Annotated in this window: 18 protein-coding genes; 12 read left to right on the top strand and 6 right to left on the bottom strand. The window is 75.8% G+C overall.

Features of this window, described 5'->3' with window-relative positions; genetic code table 11:
- Positions 1 to 4: 4 nt before the first annotated feature.
- The gene (locus ACZ3J7_RS20925; protein WP_465623138.1) at positions 5 to 448 is read right to left on the bottom strand and encodes a BlaI/MecI/CopY family transcriptional regulator; all 444 of its coding nucleotides are present in this window, start codon (positions 446 to 448) and stop codon (positions 5 to 7) included.
- A gap of 180 nt (positions 449 to 628) precedes the next feature.
- Between ACZ3J7_RS20925 and ACZ3J7_RS20920 the strand changes: the two genes are divergently transcribed.
- The 5 genes from ACZ3J7_RS20920 to ACZ3J7_RS20900 all read left to right on the top strand — a co-directional run bounded on the left by ACZ3J7_RS20920 (position 629) and on the right by ACZ3J7_RS20900 (position 4,946).
- Positions 629 to 1,750: a glycoside hydrolase domain-containing protein gene (locus ACZ3J7_RS20920; protein WP_465623136.1), complete on the top strand. Its 1,122-nt coding sequence runs from the start codon at positions 629 to 631 to the stop codon at positions 1,748 to 1,750.
- Positions 1,751 to 1,887: 137 nt separating this feature from the next.
- Entirely contained in the window at positions 1,888 to 3,273 is a 1,386-nt protein-coding gene (locus ACZ3J7_RS20915; protein WP_465623134.1) for a histidine-type phosphatase, read from the top strand.
- Positions 3,274 to 3,396: 123 nt separating this feature from the next.
- A complete protein-coding gene (locus ACZ3J7_RS20910) occupies positions 3,397 to 3,684 on the top strand; it encodes a hypothetical protein (protein WP_465623132.1) in 288 nt (95 codons plus the stop codon).
- A gap of 175 nt (positions 3,685 to 3,859) precedes the next feature.
- Complete coding sequence (locus ACZ3J7_RS20905) at positions 3,860 to 4,354, top strand: SsgA family sporulation/cell division regulator (RefSeq protein WP_465623131.1); 495 nt, start codon at positions 3,860 to 3,862, stop codon at positions 4,352 to 4,354.
- A 253-nt stretch (positions 4,355 to 4,607) separates the two neighbouring features.
- Positions 4,608 to 4,946: a hypothetical protein gene (locus tag ACZ3J7_RS20900; RefSeq protein WP_465623129.1), complete on the top strand. Its 339-nt coding sequence runs from the start codon at positions 4,608 to 4,610 to the stop codon at positions 4,944 to 4,946.
- A 93-nt stretch (positions 4,947 to 5,039) separates the two neighbouring features.
- Here ACZ3J7_RS20900 and ACZ3J7_RS20895 read toward each other — a convergent pair whose 3' ends face one another.
- Positions 5,040 to 5,477, bottom strand: a complete 438-nt coding sequence (locus ACZ3J7_RS20895; RefSeq protein ID WP_465623127.1) for a hypothetical protein — start codon at positions 5,475 to 5,477, stop codon at positions 5,040 to 5,042.
- Positions 5,478 to 5,675: 198 nt separating this feature from the next.
- Between ACZ3J7_RS20895 and ACZ3J7_RS20890 the strand changes: the two genes are divergently transcribed.
- Positions 5,676 to 6,032: a hypothetical protein gene (locus ACZ3J7_RS20890; protein ID WP_465623125.1), complete on the top strand. Its 357-nt coding sequence runs from the start codon at positions 5,676 to 5,678 to the stop codon at positions 6,030 to 6,032.
- A gap of 55 nt (positions 6,033 to 6,087) precedes the next feature.
- Here ACZ3J7_RS20890 and ACZ3J7_RS20885 read toward each other — a convergent pair whose 3' ends face one another.
- Positions 6,088 to 6,768, bottom strand: a complete 681-nt coding sequence (locus ACZ3J7_RS20885) for a gamma carbonic anhydrase family protein (protein ID WP_465623123.1) — start codon at positions 6,766 to 6,768, stop codon at positions 6,088 to 6,090.
- A gap of 192 nt (positions 6,769 to 6,960) precedes the next feature.
- On the opposite strand from ACZ3J7_RS20885, the gene ACZ3J7_RS20880 reads away from it, so the two are divergent.
- Positions 6,961 to 7,122 (top strand): hypothetical protein, encoded by a 162-nt coding sequence (locus tag ACZ3J7_RS20880; protein WP_465623121.1) that lies wholly within the window; start codon positions 6,961 to 6,963, stop codon positions 7,120 to 7,122.
- Positions 7,119 to 7,439: a hypothetical protein gene (locus ACZ3J7_RS20875; protein ID WP_465623119.1), complete on the top strand. Its 321-nt coding sequence runs from the start codon at positions 7,119 to 7,121 to the stop codon at positions 7,437 to 7,439. Before ACZ3J7_RS20880 ends, ACZ3J7_RS20875 begins: the two co-directional genes overlap by 4 nt.
- Before the next feature lie 118 nt (positions 7,440 to 7,557).
- Here the strand turns inward: ACZ3J7_RS20875 and ACZ3J7_RS20870 are convergent, their stop codons facing one another.
- Complete coding sequence (locus ACZ3J7_RS20870) at positions 7,558 to 7,965, bottom strand: PIN domain-containing protein (RefSeq protein ID WP_465623116.1); 408 nt, start codon at positions 7,963 to 7,965, stop codon at positions 7,558 to 7,560.
- 205 nt (positions 7,966 to 8,170) lie between these two features.
- On the opposite strand from ACZ3J7_RS20870, the gene ACZ3J7_RS20865 reads away from it, so the two are divergent.
- The 3 genes from ACZ3J7_RS20865 (at position 8,171) to ACZ3J7_RS20855 (ending at position 10,784) form a co-directional block, all read left to right on the top strand.
- Positions 8,171 to 8,968 (top strand): MHYT domain-containing protein, encoded by a 798-nt coding sequence (locus tag ACZ3J7_RS20865; RefSeq protein ID WP_465623114.1) that lies wholly within the window; start codon positions 8,171 to 8,173, stop codon positions 8,966 to 8,968.
- A 141-nt stretch (positions 8,969 to 9,109) separates the two neighbouring features.
- On the top strand, positions 9,110 to 10,087 hold the full coding sequence (locus ACZ3J7_RS20860) for a GlxA family transcriptional regulator (RefSeq protein ID WP_465623113.1): 978 nt from the start codon (positions 9,110 to 9,112) through the stop codon (positions 10,085 to 10,087).
- An 85-nt stretch (positions 10,088 to 10,172) separates the two neighbouring features.
- Positions 10,173 to 10,784 carry an isochorismatase family protein gene (locus ACZ3J7_RS20855; protein WP_465623450.1) on the top strand — a complete coding sequence of 204 codons (612 nt, stop codon included), beginning with the start codon at positions 10,173 to 10,175 and terminating at the stop codon, positions 10,782 to 10,784.
- 32 nt (positions 10,785 to 10,816) lie between these two features.
- Here ACZ3J7_RS20855 and ACZ3J7_RS20850 read toward each other — a convergent pair whose 3' ends face one another.
- Positions 10,817 to 12,067, bottom strand: a complete 1,251-nt coding sequence (locus ACZ3J7_RS20850; RefSeq protein WP_465623111.1) for an MFS transporter — start codon at positions 12,065 to 12,067, stop codon at positions 10,817 to 10,819.
- A 116-nt stretch (positions 12,068 to 12,183) separates the two neighbouring features.
- Complete coding sequence (locus ACZ3J7_RS20845; RefSeq protein ID WP_465623110.1) at positions 12,184 to 13,572, bottom strand: MFS transporter; 1,389 nt, start codon at positions 13,570 to 13,572, stop codon at positions 12,184 to 12,186.
- A gap of 196 nt (positions 13,573 to 13,768) precedes the next feature.
- Between ACZ3J7_RS20845 and ACZ3J7_RS20840 the strand changes: the two genes are divergently transcribed.
- On the top strand, positions 13,769 to 14,659 hold the full coding sequence (locus ACZ3J7_RS20840) for a LysR family transcriptional regulator (protein WP_465623106.1): 891 nt from the start codon (positions 13,769 to 13,771) through the stop codon (positions 14,657 to 14,659).
- Positions 14,660 to 14,676 lie beyond the last annotated feature (17 nt).

The following is a 14,676-nucleotide window of genomic DNA, read 5'->3' as shown; positions in this document are numbered from 1 at the left end:
GCGCTCAGTGCCCGTCGTCCCGGTCCCCGGGCCCCGCCCCCGGCGGGGGCTCCGCCGCGTTCAGCAGCGAACGCAGCAGCCGCTCGTCCTGCGGCGTCAGCGCCGTCACGAACGAGGCCAGCACCGCGTCCCGGTCCGGCTCGGTGTCCAGCAGCCGGCGCATCCGCCGGGCCGTCAGCCCCGCCGCGTCCGCCGCCGCCGACCACACGTACGCCCGGCCCGCCCGGCTGCGCACCACCGCCTGCTTGGTCAGCAGCCGCGACAGGATGGTCATCACCGTGGTGTACGCCAGCTCGCCGCCCAACCGCTCCTGCACCCAGGACGCCGTCACCGGCCCCGGCGCCCGGTGCAGCACCGACAGCACCTCGGTCGCCAACTCGCCCTGCCCGCGGCGGCGCGGCCGCCCGCCCTCGTCGCCGTGCTCGGGGTCGACGCCCGCCAACTCCATGGGAGACTCCCTCCGGCACGGCCGCCCCGCGCCCGACTCGGACAGTTCGCCCCCCTATCCTAGGGGCCCCCGTCCGGCCCCCCGGCGGCAGGGTAAAGACTTTCCCAAGTACCCGTTATGGTGTGCCGGAACACCGCACGACCGGCCGCCAGCCGGCCCCCCTCAGCCAGTGGAGAGCACGTGTCGCACCGCCGCGCCCGCGAATCGTCCGGACGCCGCCCCCGGGGCCGCCGGGCCGTACTGCTCGCAGCGGCCGCCGTCCTGGTGATCGGCTCCGGAGCCGCCGCCCTCGCCGCCGCCGGCCGCGACGGGGACGAGCACCCCCCGGCCGCCGCGCCCGCCGCCGACACCGCCGCCCCCGACGGCACCACGCCCGAACCCGCGACCGGCACGAGCGCCACCGCCGCACCCAGCGCGAGCCCCTCCGGATCCGGCTCCGCGAGCGCCACCGCCTCCGGGTCCGCCTCCGCGTCCGCGAGCAGCTCCGCCAAGGCCTCCGCCTCCGCGTCCGCGTCCGGATCGAAGCCGGCCGGCCAGGGGAGCACCGCCGGCGCCCCGCCCGCCGCGCCCGTCGCCAAGCCCGGCACCGCGCCCGCGACCTTCACCGGCCTCGCCTTCGACACCTGCACCGCCCCCAGCCTGGCCACCATGAACGCCTGGCACGGCACCAGCCCCTACGGCGCCGCCGCCGTCTACATCGGCGGCAAGAACCGCGGCTGCGCCCAGCCCCAGCTCACCGCCGGCTGGGTCAAGTCGGTGAGCGCCAGCGGCTGGAAGCTCGTCCCGCTGTACGTCGGCGCCCAGCCGCCCTGCCAGACCGGCAGCAGCCCCGAGAAGCTGACCGCCGACACCGCCGTCCCGCTCGGCACCGCCGACGGCAACGACGCGGTCGCCAAGGCCGCCGCCCTCGGCATGCGCCCCGGCAGCACCCTCTACCTCGACGTCGAGGCCTACAACACCGCCGACACCTCCTGCGCCGACGCCGTCCTCGCCTACGTCCAGTCCTGGAACCGCGCCGTGCACGGCTCCGGCTACTGGGCCGGGTTCTACGGCTTCGCCTCCTCCAGCGCCGCCGGCATCGCCAAGGCCGCCGGGGAGAACGCCCCCGACCTGCCCGACGCGATGTGGTACGCCAAGTACGACGGCGCCGCCGACACCACCGGCAGCTTCCCGTTCGGCGGCCTGTGGAGCGGCCACCGCCGCGCCCACCAGTACCAGGTCAACCAGAAGGAGACCTACGGCGGCGCCGCCGTCACCGTCGACCGCAACGCCTGGGACGCCCCGGTCGCGGTCGTCGGCTGACACCCGCCCGGGCCCGCCGTTCACCCGGAGGACACCGGGGCAACGGCCCCGCGTGGCGGAGCGTTCGGACCGGGCTGCCAGGGTGCGGCGGTCGACCGGACCGGCCGGTCGACCTCCGCCCCGAGAGGCTCCCCACCGTGAAGCGCACCGCCGTCCTCGCCGCCGCCCTGGCGACCGCCCTGGCCGCGACCCTCGCGACCACCGGCACCGCCACCGCCCAGGGCCACGCCCAGCGCGACGCCTACGGCACCAAGACCCCGTACGAACCGCAGCAGGACCTCAAGCACTACCAGCGGATCCCCGCGGGCTACGCGCCGGTCTTCACCGAGAACGTCGCCCGGCACGGCTCCCGCGCGATGAGCGACAGCGAGGACGGCGACGCCGTGCTCGCGCTGCTCGCCGAGGCCGAGCGGGCCGGCGGGCTGACCGGCCTCGGCGCCCGGCTCGCCCCGCGGGTGCGCACGCTGCTCGCCGCCGGGGCCTCCATCGGCTACGGCAACCTCTCCGCCCGCGGCGCCGACGAACAGCGGCAGACCGCGCTCCGGATGGAGCGGCGACTGCCCGGCCTGTTCGACGAGATCGCCGCCCAGGGCGCCCCGATCGTGGTCGAGACCTCCGGCGTGGCCCGGGCCACCGCCAGCGCCGACGCCTTCACCGCCGGACTGGTCGCGGGCGAACCCGCGCTCGCCGCCGCCCTCAAGGCCCCGGTCACCGACAAGGACCTGCTGTACTTCCACAAGCAGCCGCAGAACGCCGACTACCGGGCGTACGTCGCGAACGACCCGCAGCTCGCCGCCACCCTCGCCGCGATCGACGCCGACCCGCGCACCGCCGAGGCCGCCCGGCACACCGTCCGCCGCCTGTTCACCGCCGCGTTCGCCGACACCCTCGACACCGACCGGCAGACCGCCTTCGCCCGCGCGCTGTACGCGCTCTACAGCGCCGCCCCCGACCTCGCGGTCGAGGCCCGCGGCACCGACCTGGACGGCTTCCTGACGCCCCGGGACGCCCAGTGGTTCGCCTACCTCGACGACGCCGAGGAGTTCTACCAGAAGGGCCCCGGCTTCACCGGACGCACCATCACCTACGAGATGGCCGGCGTCCTGCTCGACGACCTGTTCGCCCAGGCCGAGCGCAAGGCCGCCGGCACCAACCCCGACGGCGCCGTGCTGCGCTTCACCCACGCCGAGGAGATCGAACCGCTCGCCGCCCTGCTCGGCCTCCCCGGCAGCACCGAGCAGGCCGACCCGGACCGGCCCTACACCTACCGCGACAACCCGTGGCGCGGCGCCGAGGTCGCGCCGATGGCCGCCAACGTCCAGTGGGACCTGTACCGGGCGGAGGGCGGGAAGGGCGAGACGAAGGGCGAGGCGAAGGGCGGTGCGAAGGGCAGGCCCGCCTACCTGGTCCGGATGCTCTACAACGAGAAGGAGACCGCGTTCAAGGACGGCTGCCGGCCGATCGCCGAGGGCTCCTCCTTCTACGACCTGGACGAACTGCGCCGCTGCTTCGGCCGGAGCTGACGCGCGGCCGAACCCCCCGGCGGACGTATGGTGGGAGACGGCTGGTGCCCGCCGGAGAACCGGCAGGTGACGCGGCGTCGGCACCGCCCACGGCCGAGCACTGACGGAAGGACGATCCGCGCCATGGCAGTTGACATCCGGGTGGAACCGCTGGGCGACCGCGAGTACCAGGTCGAGGTCGAGGACGGGAAGGCCGGGGCCAGCACCCGGGTCCGGGTCACCGACGGCGTCCTGGAACGCCCCGGCCTGGCCGGCGGCGACGAGGGCCGGATCGTCCGCGAGACGGTGGCCTTCCTGATCGAGCGCCAGCCCGTCATCGACATCCCGCCGATGATCGACCTGGACGACCTGGCCGACGCGTACGGGGACGCCTACCTGGACGACCTGGTCCGCCGGCTCGGCCAGGGCTGACCGGTCGGCGGTGGGCGGAGGGAGCCCCGCCCACCGCGTCCGTTCGGGGGCGGAACGAACGAGGTGTCACCGATCGGGCCCCGCGTCGTTGTCCTGGCGTGCACGTTCGAGAGGCGCGGCGACGCGCGGCGAGTGAAGAATCGTTTCTCCCCGGAGCGGACGGGGGTGGCATCCGGTGACCCCGGACCCGTACCAGGACCCCGCCCCACGCCGGGTCCCACCGCAGCGCGGCGGCACCACCCGGATCGCCGTCCACCTGGTCGTCGAGGTGGTCGTCGCCCCCGCCCTGGTCGTCCCCGTCGCCGCCCGCCTCCGCTACGGCGCCGACGAGCCCTACACCGTCCACCTCGACAACCACGTCGACCTGCCCGAGCCCGTGACCTGGTCGCTCTCCCGCGACGTCCTGCTCGCCGGACTCACCCACCCCGCCGGACTCGGCGACACCACCGTCACCCCCGGCCACGGCCCCGACCACGGCCACCTCCTGCTCACCCTGCACGGCGAGGAGACCAGCGCCCTGCTGCGCCTGCCCGTCCCCGCCCTGCGCGACTTCCTGCGCCGCACCGAGTGCGTCGTCCCGGTCGGCTGCGAACAGGAGCACGTCGACCTCGACGGACTGGTCGAACGGCTCCTCGGGACGGACGCCGAGGAGCCCGGGCAGGAGGAGTGACCCGCCGCCCCTCCCCCCGGCCCGGCCTGCTTGAATGCGGCCCGTGACGGACTGGACGGACGCGGCGGCACCCTGACCGAACTGAACGACCACTCGTGCCCGCCACTCGAACCCGCCTGACCGACCACGTCCTGGACGACGCCGGGAGGAGCCCGCCGCGCCCGGCCGCGGTACCGCCTTCCGGGTCGCCGACCGGGTCGCGCACCACCAGCAGCACCGACCGCACGACCCGTCGAGGAGAGGAGACCCCGCCGTGGGCGTCGAGATCGAACTGCACTCCGCCCGGCCGCGACGCCCGGTCCCGGAGCGAACCCGGGCCACCCTGCTGCGCGGCTCGTACGGGCACGGGGAGGGGCTGGCCCGGGTCCTGCACGAGTTGCCGGTCACCCGGGGCTGGAGGCTCTGGCGGATCGACCCGTACGACGACACGTTCTTCGACGAGCGGGAGGCGGCCGCCGCGCTCGGCGAGATCGACCGGCTGCTCGCGCTGTGCGTTGACGAGGAGCAGCGCGCCGCCGTGGTCGACCTGGAGCGGATGCTGGGCGCCTGCGCGGCCACGCCCGGCGGCTGGCTGTGGTTCATGGGCGACTGACCCGCGCTCGGCCGTCCTCGCCGGGCGGCGCGTCGAGCGGGTCGCGGGGCCGGCCCGCCTCCGGGGAGGGGCGGGCCGGCCTGCGGTGCGGTGTCAGCAGGGGATGACGGTGTTGATCGTGACCGGGTGGGGGCCGAGGTCGAAGGAGGACACCGAGTAGGTGCCCTGGACGGCCGCGTCGCACGGGACGCTGCCGATGATGTTGCCGACCTGCTGGTTGGAGCCGGTGAACGTGACGTACTGGTTGACCGAGCCGGAGGGGGTGGTGCCGGTCAGGGTGACGATCACGTCCTTGCGGTACGGCAGCGGGGTGCCGGGGGAGATCGGGCCGGCCAGGCCGAGGGTGCCGTACAGCCGGACCTGGTCGCCGGTTCGCTCCGCGCAGATCTGCGTGGCCAGGCCGCCCTGCAGGGCCCAGCCGCCGCACGCGGTGGTGGTCTGCGGAGTGTCGGTGGTGGTCGCCGATGCCGGGACGGTGAGGACCGCCGACAGGGCTGCCGCACCGGCCAGGACGGCCAGGGGCTTGTTCATGAGAGTTCTCCTGTTCAATCGCTGCCAGCCGGGGCCTTCCCGGCTGTGCAATGTCATATTGCACGATCGAGTGTTGCCCAAGGTGGCCATTCGGCTACGGAATGGCGTACTCCACCCAACGAAACGGTCTCGGCCGGTCCGATTCCCGGTCGAATGCGGGATTTGCGCGGATACGGGAACCTCCCGCACCCTCAAGGCATGACCTCACCCGTGTACCGGGGCCCCGCCCTGCTGCTGGCCGACGGACTGGAGATCCCGGTCCAGGCCGAACTCACCGGCAGCGTGCCGGAGGTGGGCCTGCCCGGCTGGACCGGCATGCTGGAGAGCGGCGACACCCGGTTCAGCGCCGGCACCGTCCGGTTCGGCCGGCTGCGGCTGCCCGACGGCTGGGAGGGCGGCTTCGCGGTGATGCGCCGACTGCTCGGGGTCTCCACCGTCTGGGTGCGCGGCAACGACGTCGAGGCCTCCCCCGCGGACTGGCCGGACGCGACGCGGCAGCAGCAGGCGCCGGACGGGCGGCCGCCGGAGGAACGGGAGCGGCCCGCGGCCGGTTGAGCCCGGCGGCGGGCCGTGGTGGGGCGGCCCGGCGGGCCGGTCGGTCCGGTGCGGGTCAGTCCCGCGCCGGGTGGTCCTGCGCCGGGTGGTCCTGTGCGGGGCGGTCGGTCAGGTGGGCACCGAACTCCGCCGAGCGGACCTCGGCGATCCGCTCGTGGCGGGCGACGCGGTCGGTCCAGGCGGCGTCGATCCCGAAGGCCGTGCCCGCGAAGCCCAGCCGCCCGATCGCCTGCGGCAGCTCCGGGTCGCCCGGGGCCAGCAGCCGCACCGGCTCGCCGAGGGCCGTCAGGTACGGCGGGACGAAGGACTCGGCCGGGAGCACCGTGCGGGCGTGCACCAGGGCGGCCACCGCGACCACCGAACCGGTGCCCACCACGGCCTCCTGCAGCACGGTGGCCGAGGTCGCCAGGTAGCAGGCGCGCTCCACCGTGCAGCCCAGCAGCGTCGCGTGCGGGCCGACGAAGACGTGGTCGCCGATCAGCACCGGCTGCTCGGCGGCGACGGCGGAGGCGCGCAGCACCGCGTTCTCGCACACCACCGACGCCTCGCCGACCTCGATCCGCGCGCCCTCCGCGTCCAGCACCGCGCCGTACATCACCCGGGCGCGCGGCCCGATCCGCACGTCGCCGACCAGCGTGGCCGTCGGCGCGACGTACGCGGTGGGGTCGACCTGCGGGACGGCGCCCCGGTGTTCGATCCGGATGCCCTGGTGGTTCGCCTCGGTGCTCGGGTTCATGCGCGGGATCATCCCGCACCGCCGGGCGGCCCGCTGGCGGGAATCGGACGCCGCGTGGGGGCGCGGGACCGGCGCGCGCGGGGTGGTGCGCGCCCCGTACGGGTGTGCGGGTGGCATTGGCGGGTGGTCCGACGGCGAACCGCTGTCGCGGACGGGGTCGGCACGCTACGGTCTGTGCTCTGGAGGTGGCCGATGGCTGAGCAGCAGGCATGCCCGGGCTGCGGCGGGGCGCGCGGGACGGAGAAGACGGAGCACTCGGTGGAGACCGACGCGCAGGGGAGGCAGCAGCCGGTGCGGCGCAGTTACTGGTCGCCGTGCTCGGTGTGCGGCGGCTCGGGGGTGGTGCGGCGGTGAGGCTGCTCTTCGTCTGCCAGGGCTGCGGCTGCCACTACCTGGTGCCGGTCGGCCTGGACTACCCCGACGGCGGCCGGGCCAGCGCGGTCTGGTGCTCGCCCTGCCAGCGCGCCGCCGCCGAACGCGGCGCCACCGAACCCGCCGAACTCGCCGCCGTCGCCGTCCTGTTGGCCCTCCGTGCGCTCAAGGCCGCGCTGGCCACCCGCCCCGCCCAGGGCGACGGCCGCCCCGCCCGCCCGGACCGCCGCCCCAGCCGCCCCGCGGTCACCTCCCGCGGTCGCACCCGCCCGGCCGCCGCCCGGACCAGACTGGTCTGAGCGGTGGTCGCCCGGGTGTCTCCAGGGTGCCTCCCGGGTGCCTTCCGGGTCGGGTGACCTGCGGTCAGTGTGCCTGTGAGGCAAGTCGGCTGACCCGGCGTCGGTTTCCGTCGGCCCGTCAGGGGCGGCGACGCACCGCGCGCGGGCCGAGGATCTCCGCGCCCAGGGCGGTGACCCGGGCGCGCAGCTCGCGGTCGGCCGTGACCACCAGCAGGCGGCGGCCCGGTGCGGCGGCGGCCTCGGCGGCGACCAGGTCGACGATCCGGTCGTCGCCGCTGCCCGGCGCGGTGACCACTCGCACGCCCGGCACCGGCTCGACGCCGCGGGCCGCGCCCTCCACCACCAGGACCACGGCCAACGGGCCCGGCAGGTCGGGCAGTCCGGCCGCGGCCACGGGCACCAGCGCGTCGCGCAGCCGCACGGCCGCGCCCCGGCGGTCGCGCCACCAACCGTCGGGGACCGAGCCGACGACGTTCGCGCCGTCCACGACCAGCAGCGGGGCGGGCGGTTCGGAGAGCTGTTCCACGGGTGCCAGCCTGCCACGGACGCCGGGGCGCCGGGTGGGGCGCCGGCTGGCGGGGCGTCGCCGGAGGTGACGGAGCGTGGGTTCGTGGAGATGCGGGAAAGGGGAGGTGAAGGAGGAAACGGACCTTGGTGCGGACCAATGGTCACGGGGCGGTATTGTCTCTGCGGCAATATCGCACGGGCAATTCGTTTCCGATCGGACCTTCATGAACCACGACACCATGGCCCACCTCGACGGTTTTCAGTACGGGTGGGTGAATCCGGTCGTGGCGTACCTGATCGCCTGCGCGGGGGCCGCGATCGGACTGCGCTGCACCGCGCGGGCCATGACCCTCAAGCCGCAGAAACGTTTCGGCTGGCTGGCGCTCGCCTCCGGGGCGTTCGGCTGCGGCATCTGGTCCATGCACTTCCTCGCGATGCTCGGCTTCAGGGTGGACTCCTCCCGCCTGGTCTACGACGTCCCGCTGACCCTGCTCAGCCTGCTGGTGGCCGTCGTCGTGGTCGGCCTGGGCATCGGCTACGTCGGCTACCGCGGCAAGAGCACCGGCACCCTGCTGGTCAGCGGCGTGCTCACCGGCTGCGGCGTCGCCGTCATGCACTACGTCGGCATGGCCGCGATGCAGGTCGAGGGCGAGGTCTCGTACGACACCCCGCTGGTCGTCGCCTCGGTGGCGATCGCCGTCGCCGCCGCCACCGCCGCGCTCTGGATGACCCTGCACGTCAAGGGCCTGCCCGCCGCGCTCGGCGCCGCACTGATCGCCGGCGTCGCGGTGGTCGCCATGCACTACACCGCGATGGCCGCCGTCAGCGTCGCCCTGGACGGCCGTGCGATCGGGGACGGCACGCCCGCCTCGCAGTTCGCCCTGCCGCTCGCCGTCGGCATCATGGTCGTCCTCGCGGTCGCGGGCATCGCGATCGCGCTCTCCCCGCAGGACCCCGAGGACGGCGAGGGCGCGGGCGGCGAGCCGATCCGGGTCGACCTGTTCGGGCAGCAGCGCTCCTGACCGCGACGGCGGCGCGCCGGGCCCCGGGGACGGACCGTCCTCGGGGCTCCGGCGTTTCCGCAGGTCGAGGCGGTGGCGATGGCAGGATCCGCCGCAACCGCGTCATTGCGGACGGCGGCGCGGACGGCCCAGGATGGGGGCATGTCCACGAACCGCCGCGTAGTGATCGCGGTCTTCCCGGACGTCGACCTGCTCGACGTCACCGGCCCGGCCGAGGTGTTCGCCCTCGCCAACCGGGAGAGCGGCGGGCGGGCCGGCTACCGGGTGGAGCTGGCCGGCCCGGCCGAGGGCCTGGTCCGGACGTCGGCCGGGGTCCGGCTGGCGGTCGACCTGACCTTCGACCAGGTCACCGGGGCCGTGGACACCCTGCTGGTCCCCGGCGCGGTCGAACCCGGAACGGACGGGCCCCGGGCCCGGATCGACCCGGACGTGGTGGCCTGGGTGCGCCGACAGGCCCCCGCCGCCCGACGGGTCGCCTCGGTCTGCGTCGGCGCGCACCTGCTCGCCGCCGCCGGACTGCTCGACGGCCGCCGCGCCACCACCCACTGGTCGACGGCCGCCCAGCTCGCCGCCGACCACCCCGGGGTGACGGTCGACCCCGACCCGATCTTCGTCCGCTCCGGCGCGATCTGGACCGGCGCCGGGATCAGCGCCTGCATGGACCTCGCGCTGGCCCTGGTCGCCGAGGACCACGGCGAGGAACTGGCGATGTCCGTCGCCCGGCAGTTGGTGATGTACCTCAAGCGGCAGGGCGGACAGAGCCAGTTCTCCGTCCCGCTCAGCAGCCCGCCCACCTCCCGCCGGGACATCGACGAACTGCGCCTGCACATCGCCGAGCACCCGGACGGCGACCTCTCCGCGAGCGCGCTGGCCGCGCGGATGTGCCTGAGCGAACGGCACTTCGCCCGGGTCTTCCGGCAGGAGACGGGCAGCACGCCCGCCGCGTACGTCGAGGCCGCCCGGGTCGAGACCGCGCGCCGCCTGCTGGAGGGCACCGACCAGCCGCTCGAACGGATCGCCACCGCCAGCGGCCTCGGTTCGGTCGACACCCTGCACCGCGCGATGCGGCGGCGGCTGGGGACGACGCCCGCGGCGTACCGGAAGCGGTTCCGGCTGTAGCGGGCCCGTTCCCCGGACCCGTCCCCGGGCCGTCGTCGACGTTCCCGGATTCCATCTTTCAGAGGAGATTTCTGTCATGAGCATGATGAACGCGTCCGCGACCCTGCGCGAGGTGATCGGACTGGACGGCACGCCGCCGAAGCTCGGCGAGGCGACGGTGGTGCTGATCGACTACCAGAACACCTACCGCGAGGGCGTGATGGAGCTGGAGGGCGCGGAGGAGGCGCTCGCGGCGGGCGCCCGGCTGCTGGCGGCGGCGCGGGCCGCCGGGGCCCCGGTGGTGCACGTGGTGAACGACGGCGGGCCGGGGACGCCGTACGACGTCCGGGCCGAGATCGGGGCGATCAGCGCGCCGGTCGCGCCGGCGGCCGGGGAACGGGTGGTGGTGAAGACCTTCCCGGACGCGTTCCACGGGACCGAACTGGCCGAGGTGCTGGCCGAGCTGGACGGGGACGGGCCGCGCCGCGACCTGGTGCTGGCCGGGTTCATGACCCACATGTGCGTCGCGTTCACCGCGCAGGGCGCCTTCCGCGGCGGTTGGCGGCCGACGGTGGTCGCCGAGGCGTGCGCGACCCGGGCGCTGCCCGGGCCGGACGGCACGGTCGTCCCGGCGGCGCAGCTGCACGCCGCCGCGCTGGCGACCGTCGGCGACCTGTACGGGACGGTGGTGGCGGAGGTCGCCGCGCTGACCGGGTGACCGGATGAGGCCGGCGGCCGGGCCCGGCCGCGTCAGCGGCTCAGCGCGGCCAGCCGCAGGGCGCCGTAGCGGCGCTGGGCGTAGGCCGCCGCGGTGGTGGCCGCGCCCAGGGTGAGCCAGCCGAGCGGGCCGGTGGCCAGCACCGCGCCGGTCAGCAGCAGTGGGCCCGCCGCCTTCTCGGTGGAGTGCGCCATGCCCGCCACGCCCAGGTACTCCGGGCGGGCCCGTTCGGGGGCGAGGGCCACCGACAGCTCCCAGGAGACCACCGAGCGGACCAGTTCGGCCAGCGTCACCAGCACCGCCGCGACCAGCAGCAGCGCGGAGGCGGCCGGGGCCCCCGTCCGGTGGGCCAGGGCCGCCGCCGCGCAGCAGCCGAGGATCGCGAACCCGTACACCGGCACGACCCGGACCGCCTGGCGGGCGGAGTGGACCAGGGCGGAGACCCGTAGCTGGGCCAGCACCACCACGACCGTGTTGACCGCCAGGAAGGCCGGGACGAGGGCGTGCGGGGCGCGGGTGGAGTGGATCAGCCAGAGCGGCAGCCCGACGTTGAGGATCGCGTCGTCGATGGTGAGCACCGCGTCCAGGGCGACGAAGCGCAGGTAGCCGGCGTCCCGCCACGGGCTGGGCCGGGGCGAGGGGTCCGCGGCGGCGGCGCCGTCGGCGGCCCCGGCGGGGCGCGGCTCGCGCAGCGAGGCGACCAGGGCCGCCGCGACCAGGTAGGAGGCGACGTCGGCGAGCACCAGTGCCCGGTACGCCGCCGGGGTGCCCACCGCCAGGCCCAGCGCGGCCAGGCCGGCGCCCGCCGCGTACCCCGCGTTCATCGCGGTGCGCGACAGCGCCCGGTAGGCCGAGCGGCGCTCGCCCGCAACCTCGGTGGCGTACAGCATCTCCATCGCGCGGGCCGCCCGGTCGCCCAGCGTGGCCAGCGCCACCAGCACCAGCAGCGGCCAGAACGCCGAGCAGAACAGCACCGGGGTCAGCGCCGCCACCCGCAGCAGGTGGCAGCCGATCAGCACCGGCCGCACCCCGTACGAGGCGGCCAGCCGCCCGGCGAGCGGGGTGCCCGCGATGCCCGCCACCGAGGAGAGGCCCAGCAGCAGGCCGATCTGGGCGGCCGTCAGGCGGCTCAGCTCGGTGAAGTACAGCACGCAGACCGCCGCCCAGACGCCGGTGCCGGTGCGGTCGACGAACAGGGTCAGCAGCATGGTCCGGCCGTCCCGGCCGCCCGGTGGGCGTCGCAGCTGGGCGGCCAAGCCCTCGGTCTTCGCGCGCTCGCGCATGGTGCTCCCCGTTCGGTGAAGGTCGTTCGTCCGTGCGGGGAGCAACTCTGCCCGAGAAGTGTCTTGATATCAAGATGCTTGATGTCGAGAGAGAGGGGAGTGGGTGTCGCCCCAGCTCAGGAGGCTGCCCGCGCCAACCGTCGGGCCAGCCGCAGCACCGGCAGCGCCGCCCCCGCACACACCGCCGCCGCCACCAGCAACGCCCCCGCCGACCCCGCCGCACCCGGCGCCGACCCACCCACCAGCGCACCCGCCACCGCCACCCCCAGCGAAGCGCCCACCTGCCGCGCCGCGTTCAGCAACCCGCTCGCCGACCCCGCCGTCCCCGCCGGAGCCGCCCCCACCACCCCCGCCACCAACGCCGGCAGCGACAGCGCCACCCCGAACCCCACCGCCACCAACGCCACCGCCAGCACCCCGTACGGCGCACCCCACCCCAGCGCGCACCCCGCCCCCGCACACCCCGCCGCCAGCAGGCCCAGACCCGCCCCCACCGGACGCCACGGACCCACCCGGGCCACCAGCCGACCCGTCAGCAGCAGCGGCACGCAGGCCGGCGACACCGTCATCGGCAGGAACGCCGCCCCCGCCAGCGCCGCCGACCACCCCCAGGACCGGCCGAACACCAGCGGCAGCACGAACAGCACCGCCAACACCGCGAAGTTCACCGCCGCACCCCCCACCAGCGCCGTCCGCACCCCCTCCGCCGCCAGCACCCCGCGCCGCAACTCGCCCGCCCGCTCCCGCCGGGCGAACCACCCGCCCGCCAGCACCGCCCCCGCACCCGACAGCGCCACGTGCCACCCGAGGCCCGAACCCGCCGCGATCAGCGCGTCGATCAGCAGCGCCAGCGCCACCACCAGCGCCGCCTGCGACCACCAGTCCACCCGGCCCGGCCGCCCCGGCGCCCGCAGCGCCGACGACGCCGTCAACACCAGCACCAGCACCGTCAGCGGCACGTTCAGCCAGAACACCGACCGCCAACCGAACCACCCCACCAACGCCCCGCCCAGCACCGGACCGCACACCATCGCCGCCCCGCTCACCGCCGCCCACACCGACACCGCCCGGGCCCGCTCGGCCGGCACCGGGTACAGCACCCCCAGCAACGCCATCCCGGCCGGCACCGACGCCGCCGCCGCAACCCCCAGCAGCGCCCGCGCCGCCACCAGCACCCACACGTCCGGCGCCAGCGCGCACAGCAGCGACGCCGCACCGAACGCCGCCGCCCCGCCCCGGAACAGCCGGTGCGCGCCGAACCGGTCCGCCACCGTCCCCGCCGACAGCAGCACCGCGCCGAACGCCACGCTGTACGCCGACACCACCCACTGCAGCCCCGCCGTCGAACTCCCCAGCGACGCCGCCAGATCCGGCTCCGCCACCGCCAGCACCGTGGTGTCCAGCAGCACCGCGAAGTACGACAGCGACAGCCCCAGCAGCGCCCGCGAACGGCCCGGCGGCGCGGACGGCCCGGCGGCGGAGCGGGGAACGGCAGTGGTCGACACGTGACAACTCCAGGAGAACGGGGAGGGGTTGGACAGGCGCCCACTGTCGTACGGCGGGACGGCGAAGATCGACCGGCCCGGCCGGACGGTGCGTTCGGCGAAACCGAACGCGTACCCTGGCCGCGAACGACAGGACAGCGGGACGACAGGGCGGCAGCCCGCACGGAAGGCGGAACACCCCTTGGAACTCAGGCAGTTGCGAACCTTCGAAGCCGTCGTCGAACACCGCACCGTCACCGAGGCGGCCGGCGCGCTCGGACTCGCCCCCTCCTCCGTCTCCGAACAGATCCGCGCCCTCGAAACCTCGCTCGGCACCGCCCTGTTCGACCGCCGCCCGCGCGGCATGGCACTCACCCCCGCCGGCCGGCGCCTGCTGCCCTGGGCCGCCCGGCTGCGCGAACAGGCCGAACAGGCCCGGCACGAGACCGCCACCGAGCACCCCACCGTCCGACTCGGCTCACTGGAGAGCCTGGCCGCCACCCACCTGCCCCCGCTGCTCGCCCGACTCGCCGAGCGCAGACCCGAGTTGCGCGTCACCCTGCAGATCGGCGCGGACCGCGGCGCGCTGCTCGCCGACCTGGCCGGCGGCGCCCTGGACGCCACCCTGCTGCTCGACACCGCCGGAGCGCTCGGCGGCCTCGGCTTCCCCCTCCCGCCCGCCGACCTCGACCACCTCGACCTGCGGGACGTCCCGCTCGTCCTGGTCGCCGCCCCCGACCACCCTCGGCGCCACCGCACCGACCTGCGCCCCGCCGACCTGCTCGGCACCCGGCTGCTGGTCGGCAGCCCGCAGTGCTCCTTCGCGCTGGCCGGCCACCGGCACTTCGGCGACCGCCTCGAACGGCTGCACACCGGCGGCGTCACCGTCACCCGCGCCTGCGCCGAGCGCGGCCTCGGCATGGCGCTGCTCCCCGAGTTCACCGTCCGCGAGCAGCTCGCCGCCGGCACCCTCGTCCCGCTCCACCTCGCCGACCCGCCGCCCGCGCTGCGCCTGCGCCTGGTCTGGCGCCGCGACGAGGAGCGCGCCGCCCCCGGCCTGCGCGACGTGCTCTACGGCATCAGCGGCGCGGTCGGGGCGGACGGCTGAGCTCTGCCCGGACGGCT

The sequence above is a fragment of the Kitasatospora sp. NPDC015121 genome (assembly GCF_055562955.1).
This window is presented reverse-complemented; position numbering and strand designations above follow the sequence as displayed.

Coding starts and splice junctions, on each gene's coding strand:
- ACZ3J7_RS20925 (WP_465623138.1), bottom strand. CDS start 448: ATGGAGTTGGCGGGCGTCGACCCCGAGCACGGCGACGAGGGCGGGCGG.
- ACZ3J7_RS20910 (WP_465623132.1), top strand. CDS start 3,397: ATGGCAGTTGACATCCGGGTGGAACCGCTGGGCGACCGCGAGTACCAG.
- ACZ3J7_RS20895 (WP_465623127.1), bottom strand. CDS start 5,477: ATGAACAAGCCCCTGGCCGTCCTGGCCGGTGCGGCAGCCCTGTCGGCG.
- ACZ3J7_RS20890 (WP_465623125.1), top strand. CDS start 5,676: ATGACCTCACCCGTGTACCGGGGCCCCGCCCTGCTGCTGGCCGACGGA.
- ACZ3J7_RS20885 (WP_465623123.1), bottom strand. CDS start 6,768: ATGAACCCGAGCACCGAGGCGAACCACCAGGGCATCCGGATCGAACAC.
- ACZ3J7_RS20880 (WP_465623121.1), top strand. CDS start 6,961: ATGGCTGAGCAGCAGGCATGCCCGGGCTGCGGCGGGGCGCGCGGGACG.
- ACZ3J7_RS20865 (WP_465623114.1), top strand. CDS start 8,171: ATGAACCACGACACCATGGCCCACCTCGACGGTTTTCAGTACGGGTGG.
- ACZ3J7_RS20860 (WP_465623113.1), top strand. CDS start 9,110: ATGTCCACGAACCGCCGCGTAGTGATCGCGGTCTTCCCGGACGTCGAC.
- ACZ3J7_RS20855 (WP_465623450.1), top strand. CDS start 10,173: ATGAACGCGTCCGCGACCCTGCGCGAGGTGATCGGACTGGACGGCACG.
- ACZ3J7_RS20850 (WP_465623111.1), bottom strand. CDS start 12,067: ATGCGCGAGCGCGCGAAGACCGAGGGCTTGGCCGCCCAGCTGCGACGC.